Origin of the sequence: Desulfatiglans anilini DSM 4660 (assembly GCF_000422285.1) — a bacterium.
Lineage (GTDB): Bacteria > Desulfobacterota > DSM-4660 > Desulfatiglandales > Desulfatiglandaceae > Desulfatiglans > Desulfatiglans anilini.
The window spans coordinates 1-22,364 of record NZ_AULM01000038.1; the positions used below are offsets into that span (position 1 = coordinate 1).

Below are 22,364 nucleotides of genomic sequence, written 5' to 3' on the forward strand. Positions count from 1 at the left end.
ATCCGGAAATGGTCTTTTTGGCCAATCTCGGCGTCAATCTGCACGTTTGCTTGTGCGGCGACCTGCAGGTCGCCTCCGCGCAAACGCTTGATTTCCTTGATATTGGCCAAACCGGGACCCGCCGTGAAGCGGTGGGACTGAGCACGCGCAGCGTGTAAAGAAAAATCCTCATTTCCGGATTGGAAACTGGGTTTTATCGGAAATGGTCTTTTTGGCCCGTCCCGGTGTCCATCTGCATGTTTACCCGTGCGGCGGTCTGTAGAACGTCGTCGCAAGCCGATTATAGCATGGATATTTTTTAGACGACGCCGTGGAGGCGTTCACCGCGTATGCATGAGAAGCACCTCTCGATATTGACCGAAGAAATGGGGCTGGAGCCCTGGCAGTTGGAAGGAACCGCTGAACTGCTTGCCGAGGGCGCAACTATCCCTTTCATCTCCCGCTATCGCAAGGAGCGGACGGGTTCCCTGGACGAGGTGGCGGTGGCCCGCATTCGTGACCGTCTGGAGCAGCTCGAAGAGCTGGACAAGCGTCGCGAGTCGATTTTGGCGACGATCGCCGAGCAGGGAAAGTTGACCCCCGATCTTACGCTGCGCATTATGCGGGCCGAATCCCTGGCCGTGCTGGAGGATCTCTATCTGCCTTACCGTCCCAAGCGCCGAACGCGTGGGACCATGGCGAAAGAAAAGGGCCTGGAGCCGCTGGCAGCCCGGATTTTCGAGCAGGGCGCGGAGGGCGATCCCGACGCGGCGGCCGAGGCCTTTGTCGACCCCGAAAAAGGGGTCGGAAGTGCGGCGGAGGCGCTTCAAGGGGCGCGGGATATCATCGCCGAGTGGGTCAACGAGCATCAGGAGGCCCGGGCGCTTCTGCGGTCGCTTTTCGAGCGGAAGGGGACTTTTCAGTGCAAGGTCGTCAGCGGCAAGGAGGAAGAGGCGTCGAAGTACCGCGACTACTTCGATTGGGAGGAGCCGGTCTCCACCGCGCCGTCGCATCGTGTCCTGGCAATGCGGCGCGGGGAAAAGGAGGGGCTCCTCACTCTGCGCATCGCTCCGCCGGAGGAATCGGCGCTGGAGATCCTCGAGGCCGTCTTCGTCAAGGGCGCGTCGCCCCTGTCCGAACAGGTGTGGCAGGCGGTGCAGGATGGGTATCGCCGCCTCCTTTCCCATGGGCTCGAGACGGAGATCCGCCTCCAGACCAAGAAGCGGGCGGACGAAGAGGCGATCCGGATCTTCGCCGAGAATCTGAGGCAGCTCCTGCTGGCGCCCCCGCTCGGGGAAAAGCGGGTGATGGGTATCGATCCGGGATTCCGGACGGGCTGTAAAGTGGTCTGCCTGAATGCCCAGGGAAGGCTCGAGCATAACGAGACCATCTATCCGCTCCTGTCGGGGAAGGCGCGGGCGGAGGCCGGGGAGCGGGTCCGCGCACTGTGCGATCGATTTGCCATCCAGGCGATCGCCGTGGGCAACGGCACCGGCGGCCGGGAAACGGAGACGTTCCTGAGGGACCTGAAACTGCCCGCCTCGGTCCAGGTCGTGATGGTGAACGAGAGCGGCGCTTCGGTTTATTCCGCTTCGGAGGTCGCCCGGGAGGAGTTCTCCGACTACGACCTGACGGTCCGCGGGGCCGTCTCGATCGGCAGGCGGCTGATGGACCCGCTGGCGGAACTCGTGAAGATCGATCCGAAATCGATCGGCGTCGGACAGTACCAGCACGATGTGGATCAGCGCGGCCTCAAGGCCGGGTTGGACGATGTCGTCATGAGCTGCGTCAATGCGGTGGGGGTGGATGTGAACACGGCCAGCCGGCAGCTGCTGATGTATGTTTCCGGGCTGGGCCCGCAGCTGGCGGGAAATGTCGTGGCCTTCCGGGACCGTAACGGCCCTTTTCGATCGCGGGGGGAGCTGATGGATGTCCCGCGTTTGGGCAGCAAGGCGTTCGAACAGTCGGCCGGGTTTCTGCGCATCCGGGATGGTTTGAATCCTCTGGACGCCAGCGCGGTGCACCCGGAGAGCTACCCGATCGTGGAGACTATGGCAACGGATCTCGGCTGTGAGGTGGTCGACCTGATCCAGAAGGAGGCCGTCCGGCAGCGGATCCGGCCTGAGCGGTATGTGAACGAAAAGGTGGGTTTGCCGACCCTCCGGGACATCCTCGATGAGTTGGCGAAGCCCGGTCGTGATCCGAGAGAGCGTTTCGAGGCGGTCCAGTTCGATGAGGGCATCCAGACGATCGGCGATCTTCGTCCCGGGATGCATCTTCCCGGGATCGTGACGAACATCACCGCGTTCGGCGCTTTTGTCGACATAGGGGTTCATCAGGACGGGCTGGTGCACATCAGCGAGATGGCCGACCGCTTCGTGAAGGATCCGGGGGAGGTTGTCAAGGTGCAGCAAAAGGTTCTGGTGAGGGTGCTCGATATCGACACGGCCCGTCAGCGCATCGCCCTCAGCATGCGCACGGGTGGTGGCGCCGATGCAGGCCGTGAGGAGCGTCCCGGACCCGGCGGCCGCGGCGGCCATTCCGCCAAGAGGTCCAATCCTCCTCGCGAATCCGCTCAGAGCAGGCAATTCAACAACCCTTTCGCCAAGGTCTTCTCCAAATAGGTAAACGGGGGCGAATTCGAAGGCGGCGACAGGCTTCTTGGTTTCAAGCGCTTGCGCAAAGGCATCTATCCTGTCGCTGCCGGGGCAAACGTTACGAATGACGGCGACACGGGCCGACAAGGCCGTCAGTGGACGGGAGCCGCTGGTCGGGAGGTGGATGGATCGACGGCTGCGCGCCATGCGGATCGATCTTCGCTTGACTTCTGATCGATCCGGGCCGATCTTTGGCGGACTCCTGGTTGATTGGGGAAACGGCAGCCGAAATGCCGATTTTTTCTTCGGACACGCATGCTGAAGACAGACACGGAATCCGGACGGATCCAGGCTGTTCAGATGCGGGAAAGGGATCGAGATGTTCAAGGATAAACAGGAGCAGGAGGCCTTTCAGGCATGGGTGGATGACTGGGCGGAGGATCCAATGAAGGCGGCTTTTTTGAAGCTCAAGCAGCACCTTGATGCCAAGGAGTCGACCGAACTGGTCTTCAAGGCGAGACCGGGCGTCAGCTATTCGCTCAGGGCCGTGCCGGTCGCTGAAACGGGCTACGACAAGCCGCTCTTCGCCATGGTGGATGTGGTGGACGATGACCCCGCCAACCGGTGGCTGTCGGTTTGTTTCTACGGCGACATGATCACGGATCCCGATGAGCAGGGCGACCTGATCCCCGGTGGTCTTCTGGGCGAGGACGGATACTGCTTCGATATGACCGAGGCCGATGACGGCCTGCTGGATTATCTGCGGGAGCGGTTGAACGAGGCGCACCGGAGCGCTCTGAACGGATAGGGCCGCTCCCGTCCTGTTCGCGGCTCGACCTGTTGCGGATCCTTCCTTTCTGTGGGGGGTCAGTCAGGCCGCCATCGAGGGCGTCTCTTGTTCGCGACGGCAGGGGCTGGAAGCGGTCTTGAAAGCAAACGCCCCGATCGATGCCGTTATCGGTCGAAGCGGTCTTTCTTTGATGACCAGCCGATGGCGGCCCGGGTTTTTGAAGGGTTTACGACGAGGTGAGCATGAAACGCCGTTCATTGATGGCCACGGGTGTTTGCCTCGGGCTCGCCTTGTGGCTTGCCTGTTCACCCGATGCCGCTTCCCTGGCGGCGCATCCCGCCGAAAACCCTGCGGCATCGACAAACGCTGCGGATGAGCGGGCTGGTGGTGTGAATGCGGGCGCGTGGCTGGTCCGGCTCTTTCGCGACCACATCTCGGCGGTGGATAGCAACCGGTGTCCGAGCTACCCGTCTTGTTCGGAATACAGCGTGCGTGCCTTCGAGAAGCACGGATTCGTGATGGGTTGGCTGATGACGGTCGACCGCTTGATCCACGAAGGCTCCGAGGAAGAGGCCGTCTCAGGTACGGTGAGAGTAGGAGACCGTCTGTTGATCAACGATCCGGTTCACAACAACGATTTCTGGTGGTACCGACCGAAATGATGCCGCGCTGGATCAGCCGGGTTCTGTTGGGCCTCATCCTTCTTTTGATGTGCGGCGGCGCTCCGGGAGACGTCTTTTCATCGGAGGTGGTGATCCGAAGCGACCACCAGTTCGCGTTCGCCAGGCAGTTTCTCGACCGTGGAGATTACCCGGCTGCAGCTGCGGAGTTCGAGCGCTTCCGCTATTTTTTCCCCGATGACCCGCGCGGGGACGAGGCGCTGTACCTGATAGGCTTCTGCCGGCTGCGCGAAGGCCGGCATGATGAGGCGCGGACCCTGTTCGGGCGCCTGGTGAACGAAGGCGCGGATCCATCCCTTGCCGCCAGGGCCATGTTCATGGCGGGCGAGTCCTACTATGAAGAGGGACGGATGGAAGAGGCCTCGGCCGTTTTCGAAGAGGTCGTCCGGCGCTATCCGGGGCTCGAGATCAAGAACGCCGCCCTGTATCGGCTGGGCTGGGTCGATCTGCGCCGGGACCAGTGGGAAGAGGCCTCGGCCTCGTTCGAAGGCGTGAGCCCGGAGAGCCCTCTTTACGGAAGGGCCGGGCTGCTCGCCGGGGAGAGCCTCAAAGGGCCGGAGCTCCCCTGGAAGGAGCCCTCCACGGCCGGTGTGCTCGCGGCGGTCCTGCCGGGGGCGGGGCACGCCTATGTCGGCCGCTGGAAAGACGGTCTCGTGGCGCTGCTCCTGAACGGGGTCTTCATCTGGGCGGCCGTGGAGGCCTTCGACAGCGACCAGGATGTCCTGGGCGGGATCCTGGCCTTTTTGGAGGTCGGGTGGTACTCCGGCAATATTTACAGCGCCGTCAATGCGGCGCACAAATACAACCGGAAGGTGAGGGATGATTTCCGCAAAGGGCTCGATGAACGCCTCGACCTGAGGCTCTTTACGGGGGGCGGCGGTGCCGTGGGGCTAGGCGTCAGCTGGCGGTTCTAGGCTCCGGCCCGTCAAACGGGAGTAGTCCTCGGGCGTGTCAAGGTCACGGTCATCGTAGGGCCCTTCGACCTCCACCAGGTGGGTTTCTTCCGGGTGTTTCACAAAGAGCGCCTTGGCGCCTCTGTCCCCGCTCACTGCATGGAGTTCGCCGAACAACGGGCGGCTGACCATGACCGGGTGGGTTCTTTTGCCGCCTATAGCGGCTGCGCCCAAAGGACATCCCGACGCCGGGACCGCCCGGATCAGCCGGTTGATGACAGCGCGGTCCGTGTGGGGCATGTCGCCAAGGAGGATCATGATGTGGTCGAAGCGCCTTTCGACCGCCTCGAGCCCCAGAATGAGCGACGTGCTCATCCCTTCCTGAAACCTCGGATTCTCCACCACGTCGAGCTTCGGGTGCGCCAGAAGGGCGCCGAGGCTCCTTCGCACACGCCCGGCCTCAAAGCCCAGAACAAGGACGACCGTTTCGAGGTCCGAAGCGAGCACCTCGGTCAGAACCCTGAAGAGGAGGGGCCTTCCTTCGATGTCCAACAGCTGCTTGGGCGTTCCCATGCGCCTGGAGGCCCCGGCGGCGAGGACGATTCCGGCCACGGCCTGGCATGTGCATGGCCTGACCGCCTCATGCATAAGATTCGAGCCCTTTCAGATACCCGGCATCGAAGACGCTGAGATTGGCGTCTTTCAACCGCTCCGGACTGGCGGCCTCGACGGTGGCACGCAGCTCGGCATGGCCGATGGGCGCGCTCTCGAAGGCGGAGAAGAAGCCGAGAAGCGCCAGGTTGGTGGACAGGGGGGCGCCGAGGTCCATGGCGGTCTTCTGGGCGGGGAATGCCCTGCAGACGGCCCCGAGACGGTCGAGATAGGCCTGGACCTCGGGGCGTATGCTGCTGCTGGGGGCATCGAGATAAAGACGGCCCGCGGGCCGCAGGAAGGGCAGGGTGCGATACCCTTCGCTCTCGTCCAGGGCCAGCAGAAAATGGGCCTTCCCTTCGGGCACCAGGCTGCTATGGACCGGACCGAGCCTCAGGTGCGAGACGACCGAGCCACCCCGCTGGGCCATGCCGTGGGTCTCCGCGCCCATCACCTCGAAGCCCTTCGCGAGAGACGCCTGCGCGAGCAGTTTGGTCATGAAGAGGATGCCCTGTCCGCCGAGGCCGCTCAGAACGATGTTGACCGGATTTGCTGCTGTTTCCACCACGCTATACCTCCTTTATGGCGCCCTTGGGACAGACCTGGATGCACACCCCGCAGCCCGTGCAGAGGGCCTGGTTGACGGCCGTTTTCCCCAAGGCCCCGTCATGGTAGAGAGCGGGGCACTCGAAGCGCTCGAGGCACAGGCGGCACTCCACACAGTCATCCGTAACGGTCACCGTCCTGCGCACGGGAATGGCCTCCTTCCGGTAGGCGATGACGCAGGGGTGGCGCGCGATGATCACGGCGATCCCGCCGTCGGGTTCGAGGGTGTAGCGGGCCGCCTCCTTGACGGCGCGGGTCATCTCGGCCAAGTCATAGGGGTCCACCACCCGCAGGAACTCGATCCCGCAGCCTTCCACCACTCTTTCGATCGAGACGGCCTTACCCCGGCTTCCATCGGCCCGCAGGCCGATACCCGGGGTGGGCTGCATTCCGGTCATGGCGGTGATTTCGTTGTCGAGGATCACCAGGACAAAGCGTGCGTCGTTGTAGACGGCGTTGATCAACCCGGCGGTCCCGGAATGGAAGAAGGTCGAATCGCCGATGGTGGCGACGACGGGCTGGGCCTCGCTGTCGGCTGCGAAGGCGTGGTAGAAGCCTGCGGCCATGGTGATGCCGGCGCCCATGTCGAGGCACGTGTCGACGGCCCCGAGGTTGAGCCCGAGGGTGTAGCAGCCGATGTCCGAGGTGAAGATGGCCTTGGGCTGGGCCTTGCGTATGGCGAAGAAAGAGGCCCGGTGAGGGCACCCGGGGCACAGGGTGGGCCGGCGCATCGGCAGGCCGAGGCCTTCCACCAGCGCCCGCACCCCGAGGTCGGGGCCGGAGGAAAGCGGCTGCAGGCCGGCGTCGTTCAGGGTCCTGTCCAGGATCGCGGCGATCCGCTCGGGAACGAGTTCGCCTTCGGCCGGGACATGTCCGGACAGGCGGCCCAGGACCTTTTTCCGGTCGCCCAGGAGGTATTCGATGAAGGTGTCGGTTTCCTCCAGGACCAGGACCCGGTCGCACCGGTCCATGAAGGCATCGGCCGATTTGTAGGGAAAAGGAAAAGGAGCCCCGAGTTTGAGGATCGGGATATCGGAGCGGCCCTCCTCTGCCAGCAGGTCGGCCACGGCGGCGCTCGGCACCCCCCCGGCCACGATGCCCAGGGGGACCCGGGCGGGCGGGGCGGCGCCCGTATTGAACGGCGCGAAGGCCTCGAAGCGCCCCTGGATGGCTTCGAGCTTCTGGTTCAGTTCGCCGTGGAGCTTCAACCTGAATTTTGGTGTGGCGGCCCAGCGCAGGGGGTTCCTCTCGAAGACGGCCTTCCCGGTAGCGGATGCGACAGGCCTCCAGGTCATGTTCTGCCTGGCGTGGCAGACCCGGATCGCAGGCCGAAGGATGACCGGAAGGCGGAATTCCGCCGAAAGGTCCATCGCGGCCTTCACCATTTGCCGGGCTTCCTCGGGCGAGGAGGGATCGAAGACCGGCACCTTGGCAAGGCGCGCCATGAAGCGCGTGTCCTGTTCGGTCTGGGAGGAGTGCGGCCCCGGATCGTCGCATGAGATGATGACCAGGGCGCCCGTGACGCCGAGGTAGGCTGAACTCATCAGGGAATCCGCGGCGACGTTGAGCCCGACCTGCTTCATGCAGCAGGCCGCCCGTTTCCCGGCCACGGCGGCGGCGTAGGCCGTGTCGAGCGCGACCTTTTCGTTCGTGGACCACTCGGTGTAGGCATGGATGCCCTCGGACTGCATCAGCCGCACCGTTTCGGGCAGGATCTCGGAGCTCGGGGTCCCGGGATAGGAGGTCAGGACCTGGCAGCCTGCCTCCAGCAGGCCCAGCGCAATGGCCCCGTTTCCCAAAAGAAATTCAGAGCGCGTCGTCACTTTTTCACGTTCCTTTCTTTGGCCTTTTCGATCATTTCGACCAGGGAAAGCAGTTTCGGCCTGGGAGGCGCCTCGAACGCTACATCCCACTCTTCCTGCGTCAATTCCGCGCGCAGGAAGGCCTCTACAGGGAAGTAGGTATGCCAGCAGATCAGGGTTCTCGAGCAGGGCAGGCCGTGGTTTTCGCGCCGGCAATAGGCGAAGCCGATCTGGTGCCCCAGCCGGGGGCATCGGATCTCGAAGTCATCGCCGGGGGGGACGATCGGATTTTCCATGATTTACCGGATAGCCCGAGGCCCCGCGCGGGGCCTCGGGCGGGGATGAAGTGGGTTAACCGCGATACTGCTTCGGCTTGGGAAGGGAGGCGATGTCTCTGAGCGCGCGCTGGATCTCCTCCTCGGCCAGGGCGTGATCCTCGAGTTTTCCAGACAGAAAGGCCTCGTACGCCGCCATGTCCACCAGCCCGTGGCCGCTCCAGTTGAAGAGGATGACTTTTTCCTTGCCTTCCTCCTTGGCCTTGAGGGCCTCGCGGATGACCATCGCTATGGCGTGATCGGTCTCGGGCGCGCTGATGAAGCCTTCCGTACGGGCGAAGGTGATCCCGGCCTTGAAGGTCTCGAGCTGTGGCACGGCCTCCGCCCGGATCAGGTTGCTCATGGCGAGCTGGCTGATGATGGGAGCCATCCCGTGGTAGCGGAGGCCGCCGGCGTGGATGCCTTCCGGGACGAAGTTGTGCCCGAGGGTGTGCATCGGAAGGAGCGGGGTCATTTGGACCGTGTCACCGAAATCATAGGCGAAGGGGCCGCGGGTCATGGTCGGGCAGGAGGTCGGCTCGACGCCGATGATGTCGATATCCTTGCCGTTGATCTTGTCACGCACGAAAGGGAGGCAGATCCCGGCGAAATTGCTTCCGCCCCCGGCGCAGCCGATGATGACGTCCGGATAATCACCGGCCATGGCCATCTGCTTTTGGCACTCCAGGCCGTTGATCGTCTGGTGCATCATCACGTGGTTCAGGACGCTGCCGAGGGAGTATTTCGTGTCTTCATCCATGACGGCGGCTTCCACCGCCTCGCTGATGGCGATCCCCAGACTGCCGGGCGATTCGGGGTTCTGCGCGAGGATGCTGCGCCCGGCCTGTGTTTCCGTGCTCGGGCTGGCGACGCACTGGCCCCCCCAGGTTTCCATCATGATCCGCCGATACGGCTTCTGGTGAAAGCTCACCTTGACCATGTACACCTTGGCTTCGATGCCGAAAAGTGAGCAGCAGAAGCACAGGGCGCTGCCCCACTGTCCGGCCCCCGTCTCGGTCGTGATGCGCTTGGTCCCGGAGATCTTGTTGTAGTAGACCTGGGCGATGGCGGTGTTCGGTTTGTGGCTCCCGGCCGGGCTCACCCCCTCATTCTTGTAATAGATCCTTGCCGGCGTCTGGAGGAACTTTTCGAGGGCATAGGCGCGGTAAAGGGGGGTGGGACGCCAGATGAGGTATTTTTCCAGCACCTCGTCAGGGATGTCGATGTACGAATCCTGACTGACTTCCTGCTCGATCAGGGGCATGGGGAAGATCGGCAGAAGGTCCTCCGGCCCTACGGGCTGTCCGGTGCCCGGGTGCAGAGGGGGTTCCATGGGGGTGGGCATGTCGGGCATCACGTTGTACCACTGCCTTGGTATCTCCGATTCCGGCAACACGATTTTCCTGGTCTGCATAATGCCTCCTTTCCTGACTATGGGGGGGTGAATTGAGGTCCCGGATAAAACACTCATTGTCCGGTGCCCGAAAATCCTTTCTCCACCGTTTCCATCCGATCCACCGGTTTGAACCGCCTCAAGCTATAACAGGTTGGGTGCGGGGTTGGTGCCGTGAAAAACGATCGAGGCTCGATCCGTGTTACGACAACCTCGCGACGGGACCTTGTCCGTGAGCAGAAAAAATGGACATTGATGCTGGAATGAGCAACCCGGCAATCTGGCAGCGTACGTGGTTTGCAAACGAAAAATGAATCTGGAAAACCTTATTGCTTCCTTGCTCCGAAGTCAAACAGTATTTGTCCGGCCTTTATGCTCCCCATCCCGAGCGGCGATGAAACCGGTTTTTTTCTTTTGGGTTCTTGTCTTTCAGGAACAGTGGAGAGGAGTGAAAAAAGATTCGATCGAGGGCTCAAAAAACCGGAAGACGGGACGGGATGTCTGATCGGCCGACAGGGGCGGGTTTTTGGAATGGCGGCTGCGGCGGACTCCGGAAACAACGGGTGAGCAGGCCCATGAAAGGCGAAGGGGAGCCCATTTTGTGGGTGCTCCCCTTCGATGGAGTTTTGTTGCGGAGGCGGCCTACATCCGTTCGGTGATGTGCACGTTGACGGATTTGCCGCCGAAGAAGCGTTTAGAAAATTCGGTCACCTTATCGGGGTCATACAATTTGCAGCTGAAGATGTCCAGGTATACGGCATTGGTCAGATTCGCAAAGTGGCCCGAAATCAGCGACGTTTCGATGAGCTGCAGCATCGAGTATCCGGCGACGCGTTCATCCTCGCCGAAGTGCACGACCTGGCACTCTCCAAACCGGCGCATCTCGATCAGATCACACAGTTCCACTACGAAGCGTTTGATCGCTTCGGCGTCCCTAATGGTATCGGGGTTACAGTCATAGATGTCCAGGCTCGTCAATAGACCCCAGGGCTCCTTGGTTGCACGGGCAAGATTGTTCTGAATCATGTTTTAGTCCCTCCTTTCAGATATGACGATATCCGGCCTTGTTCTAGAACCTGGCGCTGTGCCTTGCGGCTGCGGGAGCGGAGGGTGAGGAAGGCAGAGTGTCTGCCCCCTCTACCGCTCAAGCGCCCCCTCGGTGGGAAGGGGCCTCTTGATGGTTCTCCCGAAGCCGTTGGACGGCAGGCCGGAAGCGCTGGTCATATCGATAAAAACAATAAAATATAGTTTATATAACCACCATTGTCAATATATTTCATTATGCTGTTGCCAAATCTAAGCAAAACGTACTGCTTGGTGCTCTAAAATTTCGGTGCGTAAGGCAGTTGCTAGAATTCTGTTCGGTTAGAGGTGATTTATTGCTTGACAAAGAAAATGCTAAAGGTAGAATACGAACATTCGTTCGCTCCTTCGCTTTTTCGTCTTTTGGTGCTTTAGGGGCAATCAGGTGGGAGCTATGCATTTTACTAGGAATTCGAACATGCTATCTTATGTCCATCCGGAAATGAAAATTTTTTGCCAGTATCAAGGAAATCAGGCCTTTGGGCGGAGGCGATCTGATGATTGCCGCATAAGCAGACGTGCGGATTGGCGCCGAGATTGGCAAAGAAATCATTTCGTGGTGGATCTATATTCTTAGACATTCCGAAGGAGAGAGTGGCAAGGCTGTAGCTTCCAACTGCGGAAAAGACATGAAAATTCTTATTTTCTGCCAGGGAAAATGGGGCGTTTAAAATTTATGCCTAGTATTGAGAACAGGCTAGCACGTAGAAGGAGCGAGCCGAGCAGGCGGAGCCTCTCAAGAAAAAAATAATGTATGAATGAGTTTGTGCGCATTTTTGGAGGTTTATAATATGAGTAATAACGATAAAACAGTGAGTAAAAACCAAAAGCGAATGGAAGATTGGTGGCAGAGACGGGAAAAGATCATGCAGATGGGGGGTCCTAAAGCCGTCGAACAACACCGAAAAAAAGGCCTTATGACAGCAAGAGAAAGAGTGGATTACTTTTTCGATGCAGGGACGTTTACCGAGATTGGGACCTTTGTGACACATAGGGCAACCGCTTTTGGGATGGACAACAAAGAGGTGCCAGCCGATGGTGTCGTGACGGGATTCGGAACGGTTAATGGCAGATATGTCGTTACGGCAAGTGAGGACTATACATGTATGGGAGGAAGTTTTGGGGAGGCTCATGGCCGGAAATTTGCTTATGCTATTGATTTCGCAAAAGATAAGGGTTGGCCTTTTGTAAGTATGAATGATTCAGGCGGCCTTAGAATGCAGGAGGGTATGGACGCGCTTGAAGCCTACGGCTGGCTATTTAGGGCTCAAGATCAGGCCTCCGGTATCATCCCGCAAATATCCTTGATTCTAGGTCCTTGCCTAGGGGGGCAGGCATATCACCCTGTGATGCAGGACTTCGTTATACAAGTAAGAGGCTCCGGGTTTTTAGGGATAGCTGGGCCAGCCTTTGTTAAAGCCCAGACAGCCGAAGAAATTAGCCTTGAAGATCTTTGTGGGGTAAAAGCGCATGCGGTGAAATCAGGTCAAACACATATTGTAGCTGAAAACGATAAAGATTGCCTTGACAAGTGTAAACAATTATTGTCCTTCTTCCCATCGAACAATAAAGAAGCGCCTCCCACGGTTGTTAGTAAAGACAATCCTGAAAGAGAAATAGAAGGTTTGCTTGATATAATACCAGATGAGCCTTTCCGTGTTTTTGATATGTATAAAATCATAAAAAAGGTAGTTGATGAAGATAGTTTTTTTGAAACCTTAAGCCAGTACGCAACTAATATGATAACTGGGTTTGCACGTTTCAATGGACGAACAGTTGGAATTGTTGCAAACCAGCCATGTCGCTTAGCAGGTGCAATTGATATAAACGCAAGCGATAAGGCTGCAAGGTTTATAAGATTTTGTGATCTATTTAATATCCCTTTAATTACTTTTGTCGATTGTCCGGCATATATGATAGGTTCGCAACAGGACTGGGGAGGGATTTTACGTCATGGAGCTAAACTATTGTTTGCCTGGTCAAATGCTACGGTGCCATTGATATCAATAATCATTCGGAAATCCTATGCTGGGGCGCACTATGGGATGCTGGACAAATCCATTGGGGCGGATTTCGTGTATGCTTGGCCTACAGCAATCGTGACAGCGCTTGACGGGAAAACAGTAGCTAGTGTAATATTTGATAAAGAGATAAAGGCGGCGGATGATTCGGAAAAAATAAGAGCTCAAAAAATCGCCGAGTATAATGAAATTTATGCTAATCCCTACCATGCTGCGGCCAGGGGCTTTATCGACGATGTTATCGACCCGAAGGATACAAGAAAGATTATCAATAATTCGCTGAACGTGCTGCAAAATAAGTGGAAAACCTCATATTATTCGCAGCCCTGGAGAAAATATTCGAATATAAATATGTAAAACTGAAATTATATACCGATTTTTGAAATATTATTTAATTTTTTTTTATTCTACACTTATTGCAATGAAATAGAAAGAATAGAGTTGCCTAATTAAAATGGATAATATATGCTATTTTCCGAGAATATCAGAATCCATTGGCTCTTGAAACATGAGAATATCTAAAACAAAACAAGATATAGTTGAAAAAGCAACTGACTTGTTCTATGAGCACGGATTTGTAAAGGCTTCAATCCGCGATATTGTAAAGGCGGTCGGGATTACAAATTCGACGGTGTATATTCATTTTAAAAATAAAGATGAAATTCTCTATTACATTATAGAAAATATTGGCTCGACACTGCTTAGTGAGCTTAATGAAGGTATGAAAAACCATGATAATTTGATTGAATGCCTTAGAGAAATGGTTTACAGACAGGTTTGTCTTATAAAGGAGAAAAGAAAAGAAATAAAAATTTATATGGAAGAACAGTACCAACTTCCGCCTTCTCTCCGGGGCAAAGCACTTAAGCAGCATCGTGAGATATATAATATATATTATACGCTTTTGTGCAAAATGAACAAAATGGGATTTCTTCGTGATATTGACAATACTGTTATGACTTTTGCGGTTTTTGCAATGATGAATTGGTCCTACCGTTGGTTCGACGAAAATGGTAGACTCTCGATAGAAGAGATAGCTGATTCGATCATACGAATTTTTTTTGAGGGCATTTTCAAGGAGGGCATCCTAGAGAAAAGGTAAGCGCGTCTGCGGATTTAATATAGTTTAAAATTTTTTTAATTTAGAAAGAACGAACGTTTGTAACTAGAGGCGATTATGCTTATAAAAGATACGCATGGAAATGTGGCAATTTTAAAAATCGACCGTCCAAGACAGGCTAACGCGCTGAATGCTGAGCTATTCGAATTGCTGAGCAATAAATTAAAAGAATTACAGGATGACGAACGTATTCGCGTCGTAATAATCACGGGCGCTGGTGAAAAAGCGTTCTGTGCCGGGATAGATTTGAAGGAGAGGGCAAATAAGAACTTTGATGAAATGCTTTTGGAAAGGGAGACTATAATAAGAGCATTCTATCAAACACTAGGATATTTTACTAAACCAACCATTGCTGCGCTAAATGGACCAGCTTTGGGGGGTGGCGCGGAATTGGCGCTTACCTGCGATCTGAGAGTAGCAACACCAATGGCAAGTTTTGGGCAGACCGAAATTAAATGGGGGATGATTCCCTCATGTGGGGGCTGTCAGCGGCTGCGCTTAATCGTAGGTATGGGAAAAGCAAAAGAAATCATTCTTACAGGACGCGTCCTTGAGGCTGGTGAGGCATATCGACTAGGTATCTATAATAAGATTGTCAGAATAGAAGATCTGACAAAGGAAGCGATAAGACTAGCTAGGGAAATTGCTGGGAATCCAATCGTCGCAGTAAAGCAAGCTAAAAAGGTTTTGGATTTTGGTGCCTATATTAATTCAGCGCTCGATTTCGATTTTGAAGCGTCAAAAGAATGCTTTTCGAAAGGAGATGCTCAAAAAATTGCTAAAAAATTTTGACGATACAAAAAATGGAAAACATTGATTAATGAAACTTAGGAGGTCAAGAATGGAGTTGAAAGACATAGTTGTAGTTAGCGCTTGTCGAAGTCCGATGGGACTCTTTGGTGGAAGCCTTAAGGAAATGACAGTAGTAGATGTTGGATCACAGGTCATCAAAAAGACACTTCAAAAAATAGACCTGAGTCCAGACATGGTCGACATGACAGTTTTTGGTAACTGTCGGCAGGCTGGAAACGGGGTAAATCCAGCTAGAATAGCATCGGAGATGGCGGGTATACCGATAGACCGTTTTGCACAAACTGTAAATTGTGCGTGCCCAACAGGTATAAAGGCAGTAATCATAGCATCACAGGACATTAGGTTAGGGGATGCGGATATTGTTGTGGCGGGGGGGATGGAGCATATGAGTTCAATCCCGCATCTTCTCATGGGATACAGGTGGCAGGGGTTTCGTTTAGGGAACGTATCGATCATGGATGGGTGGAATGATACGTTTGATAGAATCGCAAAATGTTATATGGGTGAAACCGCAGAGAATGTTGCCGTAAAATATCATATACTCAGAGAAGATCAGGATACGTTTGCGTACAATAGCCATAAAAAGGCGAGTGATGCCCAAAAAAAAGGTAAGTTTCTTGAAGAAATCGTTCCGATTGATGTGCCAGGCGATAAGAAAAGCGAAGGTTTTGTATTTGTAGAGGATGAATGTATCCGGCATGATGCAAGTATAGAAAAAATGGCGAAGCTACGTCCGGCATTTAAAAAGGAAAATGGGACCGTGACGGCAGGAAATGCATGCGGAATGCCTGATGGCGCAGCAGCGCTAGTTCTAATGTCAAGGGAAAAAGCGAAATCACTGAGGTTACATCCTCTTTTTAGTATCGTAGCTTATTCAAATGCAGCTGTTGACAACGCATATATGGGCATTGGACCCACAGTATCAATTCCAGCAGCTCTTCGTAAAGCCGGAATGGAAAAGAATGACATAGATGCATTCGAAATTAACGAAGCGTTTGCTGCAACGAGCCTGGCCTGTGAAAGAATATTAGGGCTAGATCCGGAAAAAGTAAATATCAATGGTGGGGCAATTTCCCTTGGACACCCAACCGGCTGCAGTGGGGCTAGATTGTTGGTGACCCTGAATAGTGTACTTAGACAGCAAGATAAGGAGTTCGGAGTTGCGAGTTTGTGTGGTGGGGGGGGCGTTTCTTGCGCTATTGTTATAAAACGAGAAGATTAGCAAATTAAAATATATGAACATACATTCAAAAAATCTTCTGTAATAAAAAAGATTGCACATTTCTATGAAAAAGAATTTTAAACATAAAATACGCATAGAATCGTGGTTATAGGCAAATAATATTATCTTAACCGCAAGTTAGGAGAAAATCATGGATGATATAAAGGCAATTGATATGATGAATTATCCACCACAAGTCAGGGAATTGGTGGAGTATAACTTTAACGATTACGTTGAGTGGTTGCATATGGCTAAAACGACATTTAGACCTATGCTGCCTACAGGGCGATTTCCTATTACAGACGATGAAAAAGCTCAGCATAAACACCTCAAAGGTACTATGTTCTACCCGTATGATACTGTAAATGATCTAGTAAAAGCTATGGATGAATTTGGGTATGAAAAAATAACAATAGCAGCAGTAAAAATGTGGTCCCTACGATCGAACTATTTTGTCTGGGATTTTTCAGTCGATTTAGTTCAAAAACTTATTGAGAAGTCAAATGGTAGAATTATTGGTGCTGCGAGCTACAATCCTTTTAATATAGCAGAGAGCTTAAAGGAAATCGAAAAGGCCGTAAAGGAATATCATTTTAAGTTTGTGTACTTTCATACCATGAGTTTCGGATTAGCGCCGAACGATAAAAGATATTATCCGCTGTATGCGAAATGCAATGAACTAAAAATACCTGTCAGCGTACAAGTCGGACACTCAGCTGAGCCGATGCCAAGCGCGTTGGGAAATCCTATGTATATGGATGAGATTGCAATTACATTTCCGGATCTGAAAATAAATCTGTCACATACGGGTTGGCCATGGTTCAGAGAATGGTGCGACTTAGTTTGGAAACATCCTAATGTTTATGGGGATATTTCGGCCTATATGCCGAAAAGTTTGGAGCCATACCAGATACAATTCATGTTTAGCGGGCGTGGAAATAAAAAGGTGATGTGGGGAACGAATGGAATTGGCCTCGGACGAGGAAAAAAGGAATTGATGGAGATGGAGGGGAAAGAGGAGGGTAAAAGAAACATCCTACGCGACAACGCTATTCGGTTTCTTGGATTATAAAAGTAGTGCTGCTATTTAAATGTTAGCAACTAGAAAAAATTGTGTTAAAAATGTAAATACTAATCAAGTGAAAAAAAGTTATGATGATTATTAAACCTAATTACGTCGCTTGTAATCAGATTTAAAACCTAATAATAAGGAGTTGTAGTCAATGGATTTTGAATTGCCAGAAGAAATCGTGTCAATACAGGATATGGCACGTAGATTTGCACAGAATGAAATTTTACCAACAGTCGGCGAGGATGAGGAGAATCACCGCTTCAGAAGGGACATAATTGAAAAAATGGGAAACCTTGGTTTTTTCGGTTGTCCAATACCAGAAGAGTACGGTGGGTCTAATCTTGGGTTTTTAGCACATACGGTTGTCGCGGAGGAGATTTCAAAGGTTAGCGGTTCGATTCGCGCGAGCTTTAACATGCAGACTATGGGGACGGCGCGGGAGATTTTCCAATTCGGTACTGATGAGCAAAAGCGTAAGTACATTCCAAGACTTATCAGCTGCGAGCTTCTTGGCTGCATTGGAATTACTGAGGCGAATGCTGGTTCGGACGTAAGCGCCATAAAGACGAAGGCTGTCAGACACGGAGATAAGTATGTTTTAAATGGATCTAAAAACTGGATTACCTATGCGCAGGTTGCTGATGTTGGAATTGTTTATGCTTATACAGATCCGAAGGTTAAATACAAAGGTTTGTCTGCTTTCATTGTAGATATGCACTGCCAGGGAGTGAGCGCTGGGCCTACAGCGACGAAAATGGGGTGGAAGGCCTGTCCAACTGGAGAGCTTTTTTTTGACGACGTTGAGGTGCCAAGCGAAAACCTGCTGGGGGGAGTGGAGGGGAAGGGCTTTGAGTGTGTTATGTCAGGGCTTAACAACACGCGACTTACTGCTGCGGCAGGAGCACTTGGTGTGAGCCAAGCATTGATTGAAGAGGCTGTGAAATACGCCCAAGCAAGAGAGCAGTTTGGAAAAGCCATTGGAAATTTCCAGATGGTACAGGATGAACTGGCTCGGATGATTGTAGAGACTGAGGCAGCACGATTGATGGTTTATAAGTCAGCGGTTCAAAAGGATGGTGGAAATTTAAAAAATCATTTGGAGACGGTCATGGGGAAATATTTCTCCTGCGACGTCGCATCGCGGGTTGCTGATGGTGCATTAAGAATTTTGGGAGCATACGGATATTCAAGTGAATACCCGGTTGAAAGGCTTTTCCGGGACGCAAAGCTTTATCAGATACTGGAGGGATCAGCGAATATTGGAAAAATGATAATAGCAACGGATGCGTTGGGATATAGGAAGGCGAATCGTTAAGGAAGGTGTTTATCATGACGAGACTTGCTGGAAAAACAGCTTTTATTACTGGGGGCTCTAGGGGGGTTGGTCGAGCCATAGCAGTTGAATTTGCTCGGGAAGGCGCAAATGTTGCCATCACTTATGTAAGTAATGCCGAGGCTGCAAAAGAAGTCGTTGTAGAAATAGAAAGTTTTGGGAGACGAGGATTAGCTCTAAAAGCTGACGTGGCGGTTAGAAATGAAGTCGAGCAACTCATTGAATATATTAACGCGAAATTGGGGCCAATCGATATCCTTGTAAACAATGCGGGGATTACGCGACCTGCAATGTTATGGAAGATGACCGATGAGCAATGGAATGCCGTTGTTGATGTTCATTTAAAAGGAAGCTTCCACTGTATACAAGCAGTATCAAAAATAATGATGGAGCGGAAATGTGGAAAAATTATCAACGTAACTTCGACCGCTGGGCTCGTCGGTACGATTGGCCAGCTAAATTACAGCGCCGCTAAGGGCGGCGTGATTGCGATGACAAAGTCAGCAGCACGTGAGCTAGCCGGAAAAAGAATAAATGTAAACTGTATTTCTTTGGGTGTTGTCGAAACTGACATGACAAGGAAGCTCCAAGAGGATTCGAAATTGAGAGAAATATATGAGGAACGCATATTGCTAGGTCGGTTCGCTAAAACGGATGACGTTGTACCTGTCTTTCTTTTCCTAGCTTCAGGGGATTCAGATTACATGACGGGGCAGGTTTTGAACGTCGATGGAGGTACGGTTTTATAGGTCACCAGATAGGATATTGTGATGAATGAGCACGGTGGAAGCGCGCGGCAAAATGAATACAGCAAGGGGAAATGGTTGTTGTATGACGATATATTCGTTGGAATGGAATTCCCGACGGTAAAATTTACAATCACTGAAGAACTAGTGAAAAAGTATTGTAAGGCAATGGGGGATGATAATCCGCTTTATTATGATAGCGAATATGCGAAAAACCTAGGATTCAGTAGACCTATTGCACCTTCGACGATCGTCTGCATTTATGCTATTCCGAGCGCTTTATTAAGTGGCTATAAGCCGAAAATAATTCCACCACCAGGAAACATCCATTTTAGACAAGAGTATGAATTTTTTAATGCCGCGCAAACTGGTGATATAATCAGCATTTTTAGCACAGTAATAAATAAGGAAATTTTGCATATGAAAAGATTCGTAACAATTGAAAGCTTATATTTTAATCAACACGAAAAAAAAATCGCTTGTGGAAAAATTACTCCTATCTGGTCCAAATGAAATAGTCCGTTTGTTTGTAGAAGGGTGTTTGAAATAATGAATATCGAAAAGCAAATACCTGTTTTGCATAAAGAAATTTCGCAAGATAGTATAGACGAGTATGCAATGGCTACCGGCGATTTTAATCCCATTCACGTCGATCTGGAATATGCGAAGGAGACTCCGTTTAAGGGCACAATTGCACATGGCTTCTATATTTTAGGGTTTCTTTCCGAGCTAATGACCAGAGAATTTGGTATGAGATGGACAAACGGAGGAGGCTTTGATGTGCAATTCAAGCGACCTGTCAGGCCCGGTGATACAATTTGTGTGAGGGTAAATACACGTAACCGTTTAAAGGATTGTAGAAGTGATCGTACCTATTTTGAGGTAGTTTGGACAAACAGAAAAAATGAGATTGTCATTCTTGGTAAAACGTATATTAAAAATACGTTTTAAGTTGAAATTAGGGGAATTGCTTTATGGCTTTACCACTCGATGGGATTGCAATTTTAGACTTGACGAGGCTAATTCCAGGGCCTTTCAGCACACTTATTTTAGCCGATCTTGGAGCGGAGGTGGTGAAGATTGAGCCTCTGATCGTTGGTGATTATGAGCGGCAGATAGGACCTTTTCAAAATGGTATGGGATACAGGTTTATGTTGTTGAATAGAAACAAAAGAAGTATAGCCCTTAATCTGAAGGAGAGCGCTGGTCGTGAAATTTTTATGCGGATGGTTCAATCGTCCGATGTGGTCATTGAAGGATTTAGGCCTGGAGTTATGGAAAATCTAGGTCTCGGATATAATGATCTGAATAAAATTAATGAAAAAATCATTTATTGCTCGATTAGCAGCTATGGGCATACTGGTCCTTACCGTGAAAAAGTGGCGCATGATATTAATATCTTGGCTGTTACTGGGCTTCTGGATTTGATTGGGGCGCCCGGTGGTAGGCCCGTTATTCCTGGCGTTCAGCTCGTCGATGCTGTGACGGCATTGTATGCCGTTATTGGAATAGAGGCCGCGCTAGCAGAAAGAGAGAAAACGGGTTATGGCCAAGAAATTGATTTGTCAATGCAAGACTGTTGTTTTTCATTGATGTTTGACAGTGTCCGTTACGAAATGTCTAATGCAGAGCGTCCACAGCGTGGAAAAGGTCGCTTAACGGGTGGACTTGCGCGTTACAACTTATATGAGACTAAAGATGAAAGATATATAGTTCTTGGTGCACTTGAAAAAAAGTTCTATGAACATATTCTAAAAAAGCTGCATTTAGAAAATTTTTATGAAGATAGTGAATTCCTGACAGCCTCGGAGGTTGATGAAAATAGGGAGGAAATGCTTAAAATTGAACTACAGCGTATATTTAAGACAAAATCTGCAAGGGAATGGGAAAAACTGTTGGATGAGGAGAACGTTTTCTTTAATGTTCTGAATACTGTATCTGAAGGGCTTAATGACCAGCAATTAAAATCTAGGGGCATGATTGCAGAGACAAAGCATCCTATAGCAGGTGATATAAAGCAGATAGGTTGTCCAATAAAATTTTCGCGCGCGAGCATAAGTTTGGAGCGTTTCCCTGCACCACGATTAGGAGAACATACGAAAGAGATTCTTGCTAAACACAAGTATCAATTTTCTGAGATCGATGAGTTAATTAAAAGCGGGATTGTCGGCATTAATGAAAAATAGTAAAAGCGGAAAGGACTGAAAGAGGGTTATGGAACCGAAAAATGTCAACTTCGATGTAAAAAATGGGATCGGCTTTCTAACGATTGACCGGCCAAAGGCCATGAATGCCTTGAATGTTGAAACAATTGAGGAAATTAGGCTTCATGTTAGAGAAGTAAAAGAGAGTGGGAGTATCCGTGCGCTTATTATTACAGGCGCTGGGGAAAAAGCATTTGTTGCCGGTGCAGACATAACTGAGATAAGGCAATTGGGATTGAAAGATGGTTTTGACGCAATGAGGAAGGGTCATTTGATGACCAATGAGCTAGAGACGGTTGGGGTGCCGACGATCGCAGCTGTGAACGGATTGGCTTTGGGCGGCGGATGTGAAATTGCGCTTTCATGCTCGTTAAGGTTGGTTACTGAAAATTCGAAATTTGGGTTTCCTGAGGTTGGGTTAGGCGTAATTCCTGGATACGGAGGAACGCAGAGGCTGAGTCGTTTGATTGGTAAGGGGCGCGCGCTTTGGTACCTTTTGACTGGAGAGATGATTGATTCCGACCGGGCGGTTGAAATGGGGCTCGCTAACCTAAAGGTGAAGGCTGAGGAATTGATTGAAAAATGCACTGAGATAGCGAATAAGATTGCATCTAAAGGGCCTTTTGCTGTTAAAGCCTTGCTTTGTGCCGTGAACCAAGGGTTTGAGACTGATCTGCAAACTGCTTTGGTCCTTGAAGCAAGCATGTGTAATTTGGCACTTGCGAGTGAAGATAAAAAGGAGGGTATTAACGCCTTTTTTGAAAAGAGGAAGCCGGTGTTTAAAGGGGAATAATGTTAAGCATTATGAATATAGAATTAAATTTAAGAATTATTGTATAATTATAATGGTTATTTGTATAGAATAATCATTCAGGAATATACAAGAAATTTACAAAAACAAAAAAAGCTGTTAAAAATTCGCAAGCACATACGGGCATTAATGACTGATACAAATTGGGAAAAATGAAATAAAGTATAAAATAAAAAAATCATAGACTGAGAAGATATATATTGACAAGAAAAGCAGAATTACATAGAAATAACT

At 51.5% G+C, this 22,364-nt stretch carries 21 protein-coding genes and 1 pseudogene; 16 read left to right on the forward strand and 6 right to left on the reverse strand.

The features are described from left to right. Positions 1-329 precede the first annotated feature (329 nt). From H567_RS25840 to H567_RS0117910, 5 genes are all read left to right on the forward strand, one after another. Positions 330-2,603, forward strand: coding sequence for a Tex family protein (locus H567_RS25840; protein ID WP_035255054.1), 2,274 nt, complete (start codon positions 330-332; stop codon positions 2,601-2,603). A gap of 97 nt (positions 2,604-2,700) precedes the next feature. Continuing rightward, positions 2,701-2,898, forward strand: coding sequence for a hypothetical protein (locus H567_RS29065; RefSeq protein WP_028322434.1), 198 nt, complete (start codon positions 2,701-2,703; stop codon positions 2,896-2,898). A 57-nt stretch (positions 2,899-2,955) separates the two neighbouring features. Then, positions 2,956-3,384, forward strand: a complete 429-nt coding sequence (locus H567_RS0117900; RefSeq protein WP_028322435.1) for a hypothetical protein — start codon at positions 2,956-2,958, stop codon at positions 3,382-3,384. A 224-nt stretch (positions 3,385-3,608) separates the two neighbouring features. Continuing rightward, positions 3,609-4,028 (forward strand): membrane protein insertion efficiency factor YidD, encoded by a 420-nt coding sequence (gene yidD, locus H567_RS27450; RefSeq protein ID WP_051185088.1) that lies wholly within the window; start codon positions 3,609-3,611, stop codon positions 4,026-4,028. Next, complete coding sequence (locus tag H567_RS0117910; RefSeq protein ID WP_161626653.1) at positions 4,010-4,960, forward strand: tetratricopeptide repeat protein; 951 nt, start codon at positions 4,010-4,012, stop codon at positions 4,958-4,960. Before yidD ends, H567_RS0117910 begins: the two co-directional genes overlap by 19 nt. Here the strand turns inward: H567_RS0117910 and H567_RS0117915 are convergent. The 6 genes and pseudogenes from H567_RS0117915 to speD all read right to left on the reverse strand — a co-directional run. Further along, positions 4,937-5,587 carry a nucleotidyltransferase family protein gene (locus H567_RS0117915; protein ID WP_051185089.1) on the reverse strand — a complete coding sequence of 217 codons (651 nt, stop codon included), beginning with the start codon at positions 5,585-5,587 and terminating at the stop codon, positions 4,937-4,939. The two genes, H567_RS0117910 and H567_RS0117915, sit on opposite strands and share 24 nt — an antisense overlap. Beyond that, positions 5,580-6,155: an indolepyruvate oxidoreductase subunit beta gene (locus H567_RS27455; RefSeq protein WP_153306255.1), complete on the reverse strand. Its 576-nt coding sequence runs from the start codon at positions 6,153-6,155 to the stop codon at positions 5,580-5,582. Before H567_RS27455 ends, H567_RS0117915 begins: the two co-directional genes overlap by 8 nt. Before the next feature lie 4 nt (positions 6,156-6,159). Then, positions 6,160-8,019, reverse strand: a complete 1,860-nt coding sequence (locus H567_RS0117925; protein ID WP_028322438.1) for a thiamine pyrophosphate-dependent enzyme — start codon at positions 8,017-8,019, stop codon at positions 6,160-6,162. Continuing rightward, positions 8,016-8,294 (reverse strand): hypothetical protein, encoded by a 279-nt coding sequence (locus tag H567_RS0117930; protein ID WP_028322439.1) that lies wholly within the window; start codon positions 8,292-8,294, stop codon positions 8,016-8,018. The genes H567_RS0117925 and H567_RS0117930 overlap by 4 nt, the downstream gene beginning before the upstream one ends. 55 nt (positions 8,295-8,349) lie before the next feature. Further along, entirely contained in the window at positions 8,350-9,726 is a 1,377-nt protein-coding gene (locus H567_RS0117935) for a TrpB-like pyridoxal phosphate-dependent enzyme (protein WP_028322440.1), read from the reverse strand. 621 nt (positions 9,727-10,347) lie between these two features. Beyond that, positions 10,348-10,692, reverse strand: a pseudogene (gene speD, locus H567_RS0117945) (S-adenosylmethionine decarboxylase); the annotation flags it as partial. A gap of 887 nt (positions 10,693-11,579) precedes the next feature. Between speD and H567_RS0117950 the strand changes: the two are divergent. From H567_RS0117950 to H567_RS0118000, 11 genes are all read left to right on the forward strand, one after another. Then, positions 11,580-13,166: an acyl-CoA carboxylase subunit beta gene (locus H567_RS0117950; protein WP_051185093.1), complete on the forward strand. Its 1,587-nt coding sequence runs from the start codon at positions 11,580-11,582 to the stop codon at positions 13,164-13,166. Between the two features lie 151 nt (positions 13,167-13,317). After that, entirely contained in the window at positions 13,318-13,911 is a 594-nt protein-coding gene (locus H567_RS0117955) for a TetR/AcrR family transcriptional regulator (protein ID WP_028322444.1), read from the forward strand. Positions 13,912-13,986: 75 nt separating this feature from the next. Next, positions 13,987-14,721: an enoyl-CoA hydratase/isomerase family protein gene (locus H567_RS0117960; protein ID WP_035255063.1), complete on the forward strand. Its 735-nt coding sequence runs from the start codon at positions 13,987-13,989 to the stop codon at positions 14,719-14,721. 49 nt (positions 14,722-14,770) lie between these two features. Further along, on the forward strand, positions 14,771-15,964 hold the full coding sequence (locus H567_RS28010) for a thiolase family protein (protein WP_208598420.1): 1,194 nt from the start codon (positions 14,771-14,773) through the stop codon (positions 15,962-15,964). A 151-nt stretch (positions 15,965-16,115) separates the two neighbouring features. After that, on the forward strand, positions 16,116-17,036 hold the full coding sequence (locus H567_RS0117970; protein ID WP_035255069.1) for an amidohydrolase family protein: 921 nt from the start codon (positions 16,116-16,118) through the stop codon (positions 17,034-17,036). Positions 17,037-17,187: 151 nt separating this feature from the next. After that, positions 17,188-18,351, forward strand: a complete 1,164-nt coding sequence (gene acd / locus H567_RS0117975) for a glutaryl-CoA dehydrogenase Acd (RefSeq protein WP_028322448.1) — start codon at positions 17,188-17,190, stop codon at positions 18,349-18,351. 14 nt (positions 18,352-18,365) lie between these two features. After that, entirely contained in the window at positions 18,366-19,118 is a 753-nt protein-coding gene (locus H567_RS0117980) for an SDR family NAD(P)-dependent oxidoreductase (protein ID WP_028322449.1), read from the forward strand. Positions 19,119-19,139: 21 nt separating this feature from the next. Next, a complete protein-coding gene (locus H567_RS0117985) occupies positions 19,140-19,628 on the forward strand; it encodes a MaoC family dehydratase (RefSeq protein WP_028322450.1) in 489 nt (162 codons plus the stop codon). A 36-nt stretch (positions 19,629-19,664) separates the two neighbouring features. Further along, positions 19,665-20,066 carry a MaoC family dehydratase gene (locus tag H567_RS25860; protein WP_051185091.1) on the forward strand — a complete coding sequence of 134 codons (402 nt, stop codon included), beginning with the start codon at positions 19,665-19,667 and terminating at the stop codon, positions 20,064-20,066. Between the two features lie 23 nt (positions 20,067-20,089). Further along, positions 20,090-21,301, forward strand: a complete 1,212-nt coding sequence (locus tag H567_RS0117995; protein WP_028322451.1) for a CaiB/BaiF CoA transferase family protein — start codon at positions 20,090-20,092, stop codon at positions 21,299-21,301. Between the two features lie 28 nt (positions 21,302-21,329). Continuing rightward, on the forward strand, positions 21,330-22,112 hold the full coding sequence (locus tag H567_RS0118000; protein ID WP_028322452.1) for an enoyl-CoA hydratase/isomerase family protein: 783 nt from the start codon (positions 21,330-21,332) through the stop codon (positions 22,110-22,112). Positions 22,113-22,364 lie beyond the last annotated feature (252 nt).

Excerpts from the sequence above, each read along its gene's own strand:
- H567_RS0117985 (WP_028322450.1), top strand. The coding sequence starts at position 19,140 with ATGAATGAGCACGGTGGAAGCGCGCGGCAAAATGAATACAGCAAGGGG.
- H567_RS25860 (WP_051185091.1), top strand. The coding sequence starts at position 19,665 with ATGAATATCGAAAAGCAAATACCTGTTTTGCATAAAGAAATTTCGCAA.
- H567_RS0117995 (WP_028322451.1), top strand. The coding sequence starts at position 20,090 with ATGGCTTTACCACTCGATGGGATTGCAATTTTAGACTTGACGAGGCTA.
- H567_RS0117915 (WP_051185089.1), bottom strand. The coding sequence starts at position 5,587 with ATGCATGAGGCGGTCAGGCCATGCACATGCCAGGCCGTGGCCGGAATC.
- H567_RS0117970 (WP_035255069.1), top strand. The coding sequence starts at position 16,116 with ATGGATGATATAAAGGCAATTGATATGATGAATTATCCACCACAAGTC.
- yidD (WP_051185088.1), top strand. The coding sequence starts at position 3,609 with ATGAAACGCCGTTCATTGATGGCCACGGGTGTTTGCCTCGGGCTCGCC.
- H567_RS0117950 (WP_051185093.1), top strand. The coding sequence starts at position 11,580 with ATGAGTAATAACGATAAAACAGTGAGTAAAAACCAAAAGCGAATGGAA.
- H567_RS29065 (WP_028322434.1), top strand. The coding sequence starts at position 2,701 with ATGACGGCGACACGGGCCGACAAGGCCGTCAGTGGACGGGAGCCGCTG.
- H567_RS0117955 (WP_028322444.1), top strand. The coding sequence starts at position 13,318 with ATGAGAATATCTAAAACAAAACAAGATATAGTTGAAAAAGCAACTGAC.
- H567_RS0117935 (WP_028322440.1), bottom strand. The coding sequence starts at position 9,726 with ATGCAGACCAGGAAAATCGTGTTGCCGGAATCGGAGATACCAAGGCAG.
- H567_RS28010 (WP_208598420.1), top strand. The coding sequence starts at position 14,771 with ATGGAGTTGAAAGACATAGTTGTAGTTAGCGCTTGTCGAAGTCCGATG.
- H567_RS0117960 (WP_035255063.1), top strand. The coding sequence starts at position 13,987 with ATGCTTATAAAAGATACGCATGGAAATGTGGCAATTTTAAAAATCGAC.
- H567_RS0117900 (WP_028322435.1), top strand. The coding sequence starts at position 2,956 with ATGTTCAAGGATAAACAGGAGCAGGAGGCCTTTCAGGCATGGGTGGAT.
- H567_RS0117980 (WP_028322449.1), top strand. The coding sequence starts at position 18,366 with ATGACGAGACTTGCTGGAAAAACAGCTTTTATTACTGGGGGCTCTAGG.
- H567_RS0118000 (WP_028322452.1), top strand. The coding sequence starts at position 21,330 with ATGGAACCGAAAAATGTCAACTTCGATGTAAAAAATGGGATCGGCTTT.
- H567_RS0117930 (WP_028322439.1), bottom strand. The coding sequence starts at position 8,294 with ATGGAAAATCCGATCGTCCCCCCCGGCGATGACTTCGAGATCCGATGC.
- acd (WP_028322448.1), top strand. The coding sequence starts at position 17,188 with ATGGATTTTGAATTGCCAGAAGAAATCGTGTCAATACAGGATATGGCA.
- H567_RS25840 (WP_035255054.1), top strand. The coding sequence starts at position 330 with ATGCATGAGAAGCACCTCTCGATATTGACCGAAGAAATGGGGCTGGAG.